The following is a 13,209-nucleotide window of genomic DNA, read 5'->3' on the forward strand; positions in this document are numbered from 1 at the left end:
GAGCACGGGATGCAGTGCCCGGCCGAGCGACTGCTCGCGACCCACCTCGGTCACCAGCTGGATCTCCGCGGCCGACAGGTCGATGTTGCTGGGCAGCAGGTCGAGACCATCGACGCGGGTCCGCATCAGGACCTCGTCGGTCGCCACCTGCGGCGGCACGAGCAGGTTGTAGACGGTCTGTTCCAGCTCGTGATGCGGCACACCGAGTCCCGCGGACAGCGCACCCTGCGGGTCGAGGTCGACGAGCAGGACTCGACGACCGTATTCGGCAAGCGCCGCACCGAGATTGATGGTCGACGTCGTCTTGCCGACGCCGCCCTTCTGATTGCAGACCGCGATCACCGTGGCGGGCCCGTGACGGTCCAGCGGAGCGGGCTGGGGCACGTCGCGATACGGCCGCCCGGTGGGGCCGATCTCGTCGGCATCGTGCTCGGCCTCTTCGGTGTCGTTTCCGGGCGACACCTGGATGCTGTACTGATCTCCCGGACGGGCGCCAGACCCTCCCGGACGGGCGCCAGACAGGGGTGCGCTCGGAGTGGTCACGTGTCCGCCGCTCCCTTCGCTGTTCGATGCCGCTTCTCGGTGGTTCAGTCGTCCTGTCCGTCCACGGCCGAGCCTCGTATCAGCCTAGGACATCTCCCCGGTCATCCCGGCGTCGGCGCGCCCGGGGGATCCGCGGGGTCAACGCGCCCTCGGATGGGCGACGGCATAGACCTCCCGCATCGTGTTGACCGTCACGAGCGTGTACACCTGCGTGGTGGTGACCGAGGCATGGCCCAGGAGTTCCTGGACGACGCGGACGTCGGCGCCGCCGTCGAGCAGATGGGTCGCGAAGCTGTGCCGGAGGGTGTGCGGCGAGACCGCCTTGTCGAGGCCGGCGCGCTCGGCCGCGGTGACGAGCACCTGCCACGCGCTCTGCCGCGAGAGCCGCCCGCCGCGCGCGTTCAGGAACACCGCGGGCGTCGCCCGTGACACCAGCGCGGGTCGCCCGCGGACGAGGTACGCCTCGAGTGCCTGGACGGCGGGCCCGCCGAGCGGCACGAGACGCTCTTTCCCGCCCTTGCCCCGGAGGCGAACCGCGCGCATGTCGTCGAGATCGAGATCGTCGAGATCGAGGGAGGTGGCCTCGGAGATCCGCGCCCCGCAGCTGTAGAGGAATTCCAGCAGCGCGCGGTCCCGCAACCCGCGCGGATGGTCCTCGACGCCGGCCGAATCGAGAATGGCGAGCACCTCGTCGACCGGCAGGGATTTCGGCAGGCGCCGCGCCGCGCGCGGCGGCCGGACCTCGTGCGCGACGTCGGTCGGCACGATCCCCTCGTCCACCGCGAACTTGTGAAAACGCCTGGTGGCGACGAGAGTTCGCGCGATCGAACTGTCGGCGAGCGGGGCGAAGCCCGCCTCGGCGTCACCGCGACGGAGTTCGACGAGGAACTCGCGGATGTCCTCTTCGGTCACGGCGTCGAGTGACGGGATCCCCCGCCGGTCGAGATACCCGCGGTACCTCTCGAGATCGCGCCGGTAGGACGACACCGTGTTGGCCGCCGCACCCCGCTCCACCGTCAGGTGATCGAGGTAGCGCGCGATGTCGGCGGCCAGGGTCACGACCGGCGGCCCCGATCGTCGGCACGTCGGTTCCGTAACGCGGTCGGCTCGTCCGGCCACGGGGCGTCGACGCCGCGGAGGCCGGCCGTCGACCCGCCGGCTGCGGCCGCGGCCAGGATGCCGGCCACGCTCGTCGCGTTGACGATCTCCCCCGACAACACCTTCGCGACGGCGTCGTCGAGCGGCACCCACTCGATCGACATGTCGGCTTCTTCGTCGACGCGTTCGGCCGCGTCGAGATGGTGCAGCCCCTCGGCGAGATACAACCGCAGCGCCTCGTCGGTGAAGCCGGGTGACAGCGCGAGGTCGACCAGGACGTGCCACGAGTCGGCGGCGAGGTCGGCCTCTTCGGCCAGCTCGCGCTGGGCGGCGGCCAGGGGTTCTTCGTCGGCCTGGTCGAGCAACCCGGCGGGCAACTCGAGCAGGCGTCGGCCGATGGGGTGACGGTACTGCCGCACCATCGCCACCCGGCCGGCGTCGTCGCGCGCCAGGATCGCGACGGCGCCGAAGTGTTCGACGACCTCGCGCTCGGCGACGCGCCCGCCCGGCATCTCGACGTCGTCGACCCGGAGGGTGATGATCGCGCCGTCGTAGACGGTGCGGCTGTCCTTGACCTCGAAGTCGTGGCCCAACGCGGTCAGTCCCTGCCGGCAGGGTCGTCGAGGACTGCCTCGCCCAGCCCGGCGACCGGTTCCACCGTGACCGCGTTGACGGCGGCCACCGCGTCCGCGGGAGCGTCGTTCGACTCGTAGTCGTCGCCGAGGTCGACCGGAAGACGTTCGGCCGCCTTGTACTTCAGGGCCGCCTCGATGAACGACCGGAACAACGGATGCGGCCGGGTCGGCCGGCTCTTGAGCTCCGGGTGTGCCTGCGTGGCAACCAGGTACGGGTGCACCGACTTGGGGTACTCGACGAATTCGACGAGGTGCCCGTCGGGCGAGGTACCCGAGAACACGAGCCCGGAGTCGGCGATCTTGTCGCGGTAGGCGTTGTTGACCTCGAAGCGATGACGGTGACGTTCGGACACCTCCCGCGTTCCGTAGGCCTCGGCGACGACGGATCCGGCCTTCAGCACGGCGTCGTAGGCACCGAGTCGCATGGTGCCGCCCAGGTCGGCGTCGCCGGCCACGGCGTCGGCCTGATCGGCCATCGTCGAGATCACCGGGTGCGGGGTCTCCGGGTCGAACTCGGTCGAGCTGGCCTCGTCGAGGCCGACCGAGCGCGCCGCCTCGATGACCACACATTGCAGCCCGAGGCACAAGCCCAGCAGCGGGATCCCGCGCCGCCGTGCGTACGAGATGGCACCGACCTTGCCCTCGATGCCGCGGATGCCGAAGCCGCCGGGGATCAGGATCGCGTCGACGTCGCCGAGGGCGGCCTGCGCGCCGGCCGGGGTGGCGCACTCATCCGACGGCACCCACTTGATCTCGGTGCGCGCCTTCCAGGCGAAGCCACCGGCGCGGATGGCCTCGGTCACCGACAGGTAGGCGTCGGGGAGATCGACGTACTTGCCGACCAGCGCGACACGCACTGTCTCGCGCGGCTCGTGCACACGGCGGAGGAGCTCGCCCCACACCGTCCAGTCGACGTCGCGGAACGGCAGACCGAGCTTGCGGACCACGTAGGCGTCGAGGTGCTCGCTGTGGAGCACCTTCGGGATGTCGTAGATCGACGGGGCGTCGGGGGTCGAGATCACGCCGTCGAGTTCGACGTCGCACATGAGCGCGATCTTCTTCTTGAGCCCTTCGGGCACATCGCGGTCGCAGCGCAGGATCAGCGCGTCGGGCTGGATGCCGACGTTGCGCAGCGCGGCGACCGAGTGCTGGGTCGGCTTGGTCTTGAGTTCCCCCGACGGCGCGAGGTAGGGCACGAGCGAGACGTGCAGGAAGAAGACATTGTCGCGGCCGACGTCGTGGCGCACCTGGCGCGCGGCCTCGATGAACGGCAGCGACTCGATGTCGCCGACCGTGCCACCGATCTCGGTGATGACCACATCGGGCACCTCACCGTCGGCGTCGGGTTCGGCCATGGCCAGCACGCGCGACTTGAGCTCGTCGGTGATGTGCGGGATGACCTGAACGGTTTCACCGAGGTACTCGCCGCGGCGCTCCTTGGCGATGACCGACGAATACACCTGTCCGGTGGTCACATTCGCCGACTGCGAGAGATTGCGGTCGAGGAAACGCTCGTAATGTCCGACGTCGAGATCGGTCTCGGCGCCGTCCTCGGTCACGAACACCTCACCGTGCTGGAACGGATTCATGGTGCCCGGATCGACGTTCAGATACGGATCGAGCTTCTGCATGGTGACCCGGAGGCCCCGCGAGGTGAGAAGCTGACCCAGGCTGGAGGCCGTCAGGCCCTTGCCCAGCGAAGAGGCGACGCCACCGGTCACAAAGATGTGCTTGGTGTCGTGTACATGGCGAAGTGGTCGCAAAAGAAGTGTCTCCCGTCGGCCGAATCGGGGCCGATGCCCTGATTACCTACGGGACTCCAGGGTAACACCACCGACGCCCGACGCCGCACCGCCACACCGTCGACGGGTGTGGCGGTGCTCGCGTGCGGTGGCGGACTCGATCTCAGGCGGCCGGTCGTCCGTCGGCACCGACGGTGATCGCGGTCGCGCCCGGGCCGGTGCCGTAGGAGCCGGTCGTCCCGTCGGCCTCGGCGGCCAGGGCGAGGATCGTCGTGATGAGACCCGTCGGCTGGTCGATGTTGTCGACGGTCGAGACCGCGTTGGCCAGCGACGGATCCGAGCGGACGATGGCGATCGGCGACCCGCCCGCCGCGGAACCGGTGCGTCCGACCAGTACCCCGCCGACCCCGCGTGCCGACAGCGTGGCGGCCAGGCGGCCGACCAGCGTGCCCTGCGCACCGGAGTCCGGACCGAACTCGTCACCGGTCACCACCACCACCAGATCGGTCGGGGTGATCGCGTTGTCGGCGTAGTCGATGAACCCACCGTCGCGCAGTGTCGCCAGACCGGTCAGACGGTCCCCGGACGACGCCGGCCGTGCCGCCTCGTTCGACAGCACGAGGGCCCCGAGCAGGTCCCCGACCCGGCCCCCGGAATCGGTCAGCTCCGCGCGCAGCATCGTGCCCGGCGGAATGGTCTGGTCGACGATCGTCCGCAGCTCCTCGGACTTGCCGTCGGCGAGCAGTGCGTCGGTCAAACCGATCTGTCCGCCGAAGCGGGCACCGGCACCCGAGATCGATTCCTTGACCGCATCGACATCGGCATCCGCCGCGTTCGGTGCGGTGACCACCAGCACGGACTGCCCCTTGAGCTTGTTCGCGATCAGCCGGGGCGTGATGGCGAGGTCGAAGCTGTTGGAGGCGTTGAGCTTTGCGTTGAGATCGTCGCGCTCGCTCTCCAGGTCGCCGATGCGGTCACGGCTCGTGCCGGTCATCGAGTTGACGCGGTCCCCGACGAATCCCGACCCCAGGAACAATCCCAGGGCGAGCGCGAGGAAGACCGCGACCAGCGAGATCGCATGCTGTCGTAGCGAGATCATCGGCTACCGGTTCCAGACCTCTCGAGCCCAGTCGAGCAGCGCATTCCACTGCACGACGATCCAGTCGGTGATGTCGGTGCCCGCGTTCGACAGCAGCACGGCGGCGATGACGGCGACGAGTGCCGCGAACACGACGCACGCGATGGCGGCACCCGACACCCGGCTGCGGTAGAGCGTGGCGACCGCCTTCGCGTCGACGAGCTTCTGGCCCACCTTCAGTCGGGTCAGGAACATCGACGGATTACTCTCCCGGCGCGACCGGTCGAAGAAGTCGTCGAGCGATCCCGGGTAGCCGACGGTGACGATCAGGTCGGCGCCGTGGTAGTCGGTGAGCAGCAACGCGAGGTCGCCGGCCGACCCGGCAGCCGGGAACGTGGTGGCCCCGATGCCGAGGTCCTGAATGCGTTCGAGCCCGGTCGCATGTCCGTCGGTGTCGGCCGGAAGCACCAGCTGTGCACCGGATTTCAGCGTCGGAGTCTTCATGGTCTCGGGATCGCCGACGATGATCGACGGCTTGTACCCGGCCTTCATCAGCGTGTCCGCACCGGCCCCGACGCCCACCATGACGGGCTGGTACTCCTTGATGAACGGCTTCAGCGAGCGGAGGTCGGCAGCACGGTCGGCACCTTCGCCGACGATGACGACGTGACGGCCTGCGACGTCGACGTCGATCTCCGGCACACCGACCCCGTCGATCAGCAGCGGCGACTCGCTGCGGATGAACTCGATCGTGTTGCCCGAGAACGCCTCGAGATGGTCGACGAGGCCCGCCTTGGCACCGATCATGATGTCGGCGATGTCGCGCTCCTCGAGTTCGGTACCGAGGGCGAGTCGCCGTTCGCCGACGAGGAGCCGGTCGTTGTGGACCCGCACCTTGGCACCGTCCTTGACCCGCTTGAAGATCTCCGGACCCACATCGTCGAGCAGCACGATGCCGGAGGCCACCAGGACCTCGGGTCCGAGGTTGGGGTAGCGGCCGGTGATCGACCGCGAGGCGTTGACCACGGCCACTACGTTGGCCTCGACGAGCGCGTCGGCGGTCACCCGGTCGAGGTCGACCTCGTCGAGGATGGCGATGTCGCCCGGCCCGACGCGGTTGAGCAGCCGTTTCGTGTTCTTGTCGATTCTGGCGATACCGGTCACGCCAGGCAGTTCTTCGGTGTTACGCGCGAGCAGTGCAGGCATCTTCATGACGGCCATGATCGGCCGAAGGCACGCCTCAGCCGGGGAGGCGCGCCGTAACAACAGCAACTTTTGTCACACACGCATCATGTGTTTCACCGTCCGCGGTGCTCAGTCGGCGGCGCGCTCCGCCTCCGCGGTGGCCAGCAGTTCCTCGGCGTGGGCGCGCCCGGTGTCGGACTCCCCCAGGCCCGCGAGCATGCGGGCCAACTCCGCCACTCGCTCGCTGCGATCGAGCGTGCGCACACTGCTGGTGACGAGCGCCCCCTTCTTGCTCTTGCCGATGACCAGGTGGTTGTCGGCGAACGCCGCGACCTGAGGGAGGTGGGTCACCACGATCACCTGGTGTGCCCGGGCCAGCCTCGACAACCGCCTCCCGATCTCCACGGCCGCGCGACCACCGACCCCGGCGTCGACCTCGTCGAAGACCATCACCGATCCCGAGGTGGGTGCGGCGAGGACGACTTCGAGGGCGAGCATGACCCGCGAGAGTTCGCCGCCCGACGCCGATTTCGCGATGGGCAGCGGCGTGGCGCCGGGATGAGCGAGAAGTGCGAATTCGACCTTGTCCGCGCCGTCGGCGCCGGCGTGCGCGGCGGTGCCCGCGACGCTGACGGTCAGCCGGTCGTCGGGCGTCGCCGCATCCGGGTTGACCGCGACCGCCAGCGCCGAGTCCCCCATCGCCAGCCCCTTGAGCTCTCGAGACACCTTGTCGGCCATCGACTTCGCGGCCTTCGACCGCAGCGTGTGCAACTTGTCCGCCGCGGCCTGCACCTTGCCCCGGGCCGCCGTCGCGGCAACCTCGAGCTCCTCGATGGAGGCCCGTGGGTCCTCGATCTCCGCGAGCCGGGCCTCGGCCTTGTGGCGCCAGTCGATCACCCCGTCGACATCCGGCGCGTACTTGCGGACGAGCGTCTTCAGCTCGGCCTGACGGGCGAGCAACTTGTCGAGCTCCTTGGCGTCGGCGGGTAGGCCCGACGTGAAGGCGGTCAGTTCGGCGCCGACATCGGTGATGACGGTGAGCGCCTCGGCGACGCGCGGTACGAGATCACGCAGCGTGTCGTCGGCCGCGGTCTCCAGCAGCGTGCGCACCGTTCCGAGTCCTTCGATGACCGACGATCCCGAATCCCCGGCGACGATGGCGTGCGCCTGGTCGGCGGCACTACGGATGGACTCCAGGTCGGAGAGCCGGCGGATCGTCGCGGTCAGCTCCTCGTCCTCGCCCGGCACCGGATCGACGGCGGCGATCTCGTCGATGCCGAACCGCAGCCGGTCGGCTTCCTGCGCGAGTTCCCGGTAGTTGGCGCGCCGGGCGTCGAGTTCGTCGAGGACCTCGACCCAGGCCGTTCGTGCCTTCCGGTATGAGTCCAGCGCCGCAGCCGCCTTCGGGCCGGCGAACGTGTCGAGTGCCGCGCGCTGGTGTTCGGGGCGGAGGAGCCGCAACTGGTCGTTCTGGCCGTGGATGGCCAGGACCGCCGTGGTGAGTTGGCCCATGACGCCCACCGGGACGGACCGGCCGCCCAGATGGGCGCGGGATCGTCCGTCGGCGCTGACCGACCGGACCGCGATGACGGTGTCGTCGTCGTCGAGTTCGGCTCCGGTGGAGTCCAGGATGTCGGCGACGACCGGATCCCGGTGCGCTCCGCCGTTGTTCGCGAGCCGGAACCGGCCCTCGACGACTGCCTTGGGGCTGCCGGTCCGGACGCGCGTCGCGTCGGCGCGGGCACCGGACAGCAGGTGCAGGCTGGTGACGATCATCGTCTTGCCCGCTCCGGTCTCGCCGGTGAGCACCGTGAATCCCGGATGGAAGCGCGCCTGCGCCTCCTCGATGACACCGAGACCGGTGATCGAGATCTCTTCGAGCACGACTATGCCTGCCTCCCTCGCCATCCCGTGACCGGGAGGGCGAACTTGGTGACCAGTCGGTCGGCGAAGGGGTCGGAATCGATCCGGATCCAACGCACCGACCGTTCGCTGCGCACCACCTCGACGCGGGCTCCCGCGGGCACGTCGAGTGCGCGTCGGCCGTCGCACAGCGCCAGCGCGGACCGCCCGTTCTTGTCCACCTCCACCGCGATCCGCGATCGCGGACTCGTCACCATCGGCCGGGCGAACAGGGCGTGGGCGTTGTTCGGCACGACCAGGATGGCCTCGAGGTCGGGCCACATCACCGGCCCGCCGGCGGAGAACGCGTAGGCCGTCGATCCGGTCGGTGTCGACACCAGCACTCCGTCGGCGCCGAAGGCCGAGACCGGCCGGCCGTCGACCTCGGTCACGAGCTCGAGGACACCGTTGTTGCTCGTGTTCAGGACCGCGACCTCGTTGAGCGCCCAGCTGCACGCGGTCGGCGGGTCCGGGTCGGCCGGGTCCACGATGGCGATGTCGAGGGTCATCCGCGGTTCGATGCGGTAGTCCCGGGCGATCAGCTGGGTCATGACCTCGTCGACGCGATGCGCCTCGGCCTCGGCGAGGAAGCCGATGTGTCCGAGATTGATACCCAGGACCGGGACCTCGGCGGGATAGGCCAGCTCGGCGGCCCGGAGGAAGGTGCCGTCACCGCCCAGGACGATGACGAGTTCGCAGCCCTCTGCCGTCGCGGACTCGGCCGTCGTGACCTCGACGACCGCGCCGAGCGAACGCAGGTATTCAGGGTCGACCGGTACGTTGCGGGGACGGGGCGACTCGCCCTCGTTGTTCCGGTACAGCACATCGTGATCGGGGGCGTCGCGGTCGAGGGTGTCGTGGTCGACCACGCGCAGCGCGACGTCGGCGGCCGCGCAGTGGCGCGCGATCGCCTCGATGGTCTCGAGCACGTTCTCGCGTCCGGTGTGGGCGACCACCAAGAACTCGCGGGCACCGGTGTGGTCCGGTGCCGGATCGTCGGTCACTGGTGATCCCCTCCATCGAAGTGCGGTCTGGGACAAGTGCGGTGTCGGTACGGAGACGCGGGCCCAGCGGTCAGCGCGGTCCCGCGGCGACCGCCTGTTCGATCATGTCCCGGAGTTCGTCCGCGGACCCGAGGAGGCGATCCGCGTCGGTCGAGTCCGCCCGGTCGACCCTATCGCTCCACCCCGACTCCTCGCCCGTCCGGTCGGCGAGCTCGTTGTGCAACCACAGGAAGTACTCGACGTTCCCCGACGGCCCGGGCAGCGGGCTCGCCACCACGCCGCGCGTCCGCAGTCCGTGCGCGGCGGCCTCGGTCGCCACCCCGAGTACCGCCTCGGCGCGTAGCGCGGGATCGCGGACCACGCCGCCCGACCCCACCCGGTCCTTGCCGACCTCGAACTGCGGTTTGACCATCGGCAGCAGGTCGGCGCCCGGCGCGCAGCAACGGGCCAGCGCGGGCAGCACCAGGCCCAGCGAGATGAACGACAGGTCGGCGACCACGACGTCGACCGGGCCGCCGATGGACCCGGGCTCGAGGTGCCGGACGTTGGTCCGGTCGTGGACCACGACGCGCTCGTCGTTCTGCAACCGCCAGATCAGTTGTCCGTATCCGACGTCCGCGGCGACCACCTCGCGGGCCCCGCGGCGCAGCAGCACATCGGTGAATCCCCCGGTCGATGCGCCGGCGTCGAGGCACCGACGCCCCTCCACCGTCAGGCCACCCGGCTCGAACGCCCCGAGCGCACCGAGCAGCTTGTGCGCGCCTCGTGACGCCCAGTCGTCTCGCGGACCCTCGTCGACGACGATCGGGGTGTCACGGGTGACCCCGGTGGCCGCCTTCGACGCGACGGTCCCGTTGACCCGGACCGACCCGGCATCGACGAGCTCACGCGCCTGTTCGCGCGATCGGGCGAGACCTCGGCGGACGAGTTCGGCGTCGAGTCGTGCTCTGGCGACCATGGTCAGAACCGCTCCCTCGTGGACGACTCCGGCTTCCGCACCGAGGCCGGTCTCATCGTCGGTCCACGGCGTCGAGGGCCGCGGTGAGCGAGTCATGGGCCTGTTCGAGAAGCGCCGCCTGACGTTCGAGCGCCGCCAGCGAGAAGGCGTCACCCGCCGATTCACGGATCTCGTCGACCTGCGCGAGCATCTCGGTGACCTCGGCCTCCACGTCGGGCAGTTCCCCGACCCCATCGGCGGTGGCGAATGCGTCGACGACGGGGTCGAACTGCCGACGCGGCATCGCTCCCGGCGTGGGCCGGGACGGTCCTGGGTCAGCCGGGGAGGCGGTCGGGTGAGTCATCGTGGACCACGCTAGCCGACGACTGTGACACCGAGGGACTCGAGCTTGGTCCTCGCGGCTCCCTCCGCGGTCACCCGCAAGTCGTCCGGATTTGCGGACCCCGCATCGACTGCGGCCCAGGTGGCGGCGGCGAGCGCGGGCACCAGTCCCGCCTCCGCGCCGGAACCGGCGACCCGCACGGTCGGACCCTCGACGGTGATGTCCCAACCGGGCTGGTCGGACACCCGCACGGCGTCGATGTCGACGAACAGGCCGGCGAGGTCGTCGAGAACGTAGGTGGGTCGCTGCTCCGGGGGCGCCGACAGTAGATCGTCGACCGTGCTCACACCGGTCAGGACCAGGGCACTCTCGATACCGACGGCATGGCCGCCCTCGATGTCGGTGTCCAGCCGGTCCCCGACCACGAGCGGCGCACTCGCCCGAGCACGCGCGATCGCGTCGGCCATCAACGGCGCGGCGGGCTTGCCGGCCACCAGGGGCTCCTTGCCCGTCGCGTTGCGCAGCGCGGCGACCATTGAACCGTTCCCCACGAGCAGGCCCCGTTCGGACGGCAGGGTGGCGTCGATGTTCGTGGCGATCCACAGCGCGCCGGCCCGGATCGCGAGCGCCGCCTCCGACAGTTGCGCCCAACCGGTGTCCGGCGAGTGTCCCTGGATCACCGCGGCCGGTCGGTCGTCGGCACTACGCGTCACCCCGACACCGACCTCGCGGACTTCCTGCGCGAGTCCGTCGGTACCGATCACCAATGCACGCGAGCCCGGCTCGAGATGTTCGGACAGCAGCCGCGCGCCCGACTGTGCACTCGTGACGACAAGGTCGTCGGTCGCCTCGAACCCCAGCTCACGCAGGTGCGCGGCCACCTCCGACGGCCGCCGGCTCGCGTTGTTGGTCACGAAGAACCGCGGGATGTTCAGCCGGGCGAGGGCATCCAGCGCATTCGGCAGCGCGTGGTGCCCGGCGAACACGGTGCCGTCCAGGTCGAGGAGTAGTGCGTCGTGACGATCGACAAGGGTCACGGAATCGGACGGCGATGTGATGGCGGGTTCGGCCGCAGACTCGGTTCCCGACGACTCGTCCAGGGTGGCGAGGGGATTGGGCACCCCTTCCACGATGGTCGACTCGGCGATCACGTCATCGCCGGCATCTCGCTCTTCCTCGGCAACGGCTGACACCGCCACCGAATTCGAGGTCTGTGACAGGTCGGCCGTACCCGGAACGGCCTCGATGGTGTCCTTCTCGATGGTGTCGTTCTCGATGGCACCGGACGCAGCAGGTGAATCGATAGCGGGAGTGACATCGGGCGCAGGCGCCGAGGCGGGCGGGATCGGGTCCGCATCGGAGTCGATGTCCCTATCGACAGCCGGCACCGACAGCGGGCTGTCGAGCTCGCCTGGCGCAGCGCCGTTCACTCCCACACTCTCGGACGGCTGGTCGTCGTTGGCCAGCTCGGTCAGCCGGAACTCGGCATCGGTGACGTCGTCGACGTCGGCGGCCGCCGCGTTCATGAACCAGGTGATCGCGTCGTCGCGACGACCGGCAGCTTCCAGGGCAGACGCATATGCATAGAAGAGACGGGCCGGTCCGGTACCGAGCTGCCCGGGCTTGAGGTTCTCGGCCTGCAGCGTGACGACCGCTTTCTCCGGTTCACCGAGGTCCATGCGGGCACCGGCTTCGACGATCCGCATCTCGGTGGCATCGTCGCCGGTCAGTGACCGTCCCTCGTCACCGCGCGCGATCTCGACGGCACGCTCGGGGCGCCCGAGTCCGCGTTCGCAGTCGGCGATGAGCGGCAACAGGGCCGGGTTGCCGGTGATGCGCTTGGCTGCGCGGAGTTCGGTCGCCGACTCCTGCCACTCGCCCGCGTTGTAGGCAGCGATGCCGACCGTCTCGCGAACGACGCCGACCCGGGAAGCGCGGGCGCGAGCCGCACGTGCATGTTCCAGCGCCTGGACAGGATTCTCGAGCAGGATGCGCGACACCATCACCAGGTGCCGCGCGACGATCTCGGCGTTTGCCTTGTCGAGCGTCAGCAGATCACGGCGCACCTCGGGATCGAGATCCGACGCCGCGATGTCCTCGGGTAGCGGTGGCCCGGGCTGCCGGCTGCCGCGATCAGATCCGCGGTCACGCCCCGGACGATCATTCCGGCCACCTCGACCGCCATCCCGCTGTCCACGTGTGTCCCGCTGGCCGCGCCCGTCGCGGCGCGGACGATCACGATCACTCATAGCTGCCAATCTATGCCCTCGAACTTTGCTGAGTTGTGCCGCCCGGCGATGACGCATCAGGCGACCGACGCACGAGAAAGACCCCGTATCCGACGAAAGAAATCATCGAATACGGGGCCTTTCTGAAATTGTGTTCGGCGGTGTCCTACTCTCCCACACTGATTAGGGTGCAGTACCATTGGCGCTGGAGGGCTTAGCTTCCGGGTTCGGAATGGGGCCGGGCGTTTCCCCTCCGCTATAGCCGCCGTAACTTTGTGAAACAACACGCTCACGTAGTGTGCGTGTGTTTGTTTGTCACCTCTCACCACCCCGTCACACCGTGGTGTTGTTGGGGGGGTGTCCGGGGGGCGAAGCCACCCGGAGGAGTGTGTTGTTTCAGAAGTACATAGTGGATGCGAACACCAACCGAACCTGAGGTTTGGTGATGTTGTGGGTGTTGTTGGTAAGTCCTCGGCCGATTAGTACCAGTCACCTGAACACATTGCTGTGCGTA

The 13,209-nt window shown here is 69.3% G+C and carries 11 protein-coding genes and 1 rRNA gene; all 12 read right to left on the reverse strand.

The annotated features are described in order from the left end of the window. On the reverse strand, window positions 1-543 hold a 543-nt coding region (locus tag KB201_RS24895; protein WP_374193929.1), incomplete at its 3' end, for a ParA family protein. 138 nt (window positions 544-681) lie between these two features. Continuing rightward, window positions 682-1,602 (reverse strand): site-specific tyrosine recombinase XerD, encoded by a 921-nt coding sequence (gene xerD, locus KB201_RS14625; RefSeq protein ID WP_058253155.1) that lies wholly within the window; start codon window positions 1,600-1,602, stop codon window positions 682-684. Then, window positions 1,599-2,234, reverse strand: coding sequence for an NUDIX hydrolase (locus KB201_RS14630; protein WP_058253154.1), 636 nt, complete (start codon window positions 2,232-2,234; stop codon window positions 1,599-1,601). Before KB201_RS14630 ends, xerD begins: the two co-directional genes overlap by 4 nt. Before the next feature lie 5 nt (window positions 2,235-2,239). After that, window positions 2,240-4,039, reverse strand: coding sequence for a CTP synthase (locus KB201_RS14635; protein WP_078113827.1), 1,800 nt, complete (start codon window positions 4,037-4,039; stop codon window positions 2,240-2,242). Window positions 4,040-4,181: 142 nt separating this feature from the next. Beyond that, window positions 4,182-5,117: a copper transporter gene (locus tag KB201_RS14640; RefSeq protein WP_211539545.1), complete on the reverse strand. Its 936-nt coding sequence runs from the start codon at window positions 5,115-5,117 to the stop codon at window positions 4,182-4,184. Window positions 5,118-5,120: 3 nt separating this feature from the next. Then, window positions 5,121-6,308, reverse strand: coding sequence for a putative cytokinetic ring protein SteA (gene steA, locus KB201_RS14645; protein ID WP_211539546.1), 1,188 nt, complete (start codon window positions 6,306-6,308; stop codon window positions 5,121-5,123). A 102-nt stretch (window positions 6,309-6,410) separates the two neighbouring features. Beyond that, window positions 6,411-8,165 carry a DNA repair protein RecN gene (gene recN / locus KB201_RS14650; RefSeq protein WP_211539547.1) on the reverse strand — a complete coding sequence of 585 codons (1,755 nt, stop codon included), beginning with the start codon at window positions 8,163-8,165 and terminating at the stop codon, window positions 6,411-6,413. A gap of 2 nt (window positions 8,166-8,167) precedes the next feature. Beyond that, window positions 8,168-9,187, reverse strand: a complete 1,020-nt coding sequence (locus tag KB201_RS14655) for an NAD kinase (RefSeq protein ID WP_058253151.1) — start codon at window positions 9,185-9,187, stop codon at window positions 8,168-8,170. A 70-nt stretch (window positions 9,188-9,257) separates the two neighbouring features. After that, on the reverse strand, window positions 9,258-10,145 hold the full coding sequence (locus KB201_RS14660) for a TlyA family RNA methyltransferase (protein WP_211539555.1): 888 nt from the start codon (window positions 10,143-10,145) through the stop codon (window positions 9,258-9,260). A gap of 52 nt (window positions 10,146-10,197) precedes the next feature. Then, on the reverse strand, window positions 10,198-10,488 hold the full coding sequence (locus KB201_RS14665; protein ID WP_211539548.1) for a hypothetical protein: 291 nt from the start codon (window positions 10,486-10,488) through the stop codon (window positions 10,198-10,200). Between the two features lie 11 nt (window positions 10,489-10,499). Next, a complete protein-coding gene (locus KB201_RS14670) occupies window positions 10,500-12,716 on the reverse strand; it encodes an HAD-IIA family hydrolase (protein WP_211539549.1) in 2,217 nt (738 codons plus the stop codon). A gap of 132 nt (window positions 12,717-12,848) precedes the next feature. Continuing rightward, a 5S ribosomal RNA gene (gene rrf, locus KB201_RS14675) occupies window positions 12,849-12,965 on the reverse strand. Between the last annotated feature and the right edge of the window lie 244 nt (window positions 12,966-13,209).

The organism is Gordonia sp. SCSIO 19800 (assembly GCF_018132775.1).
Lineage (GTDB): Bacteria > Actinomycetota > Actinomycetes > Mycobacteriales > Mycobacteriaceae > Gordonia > Gordonia hongkongensis.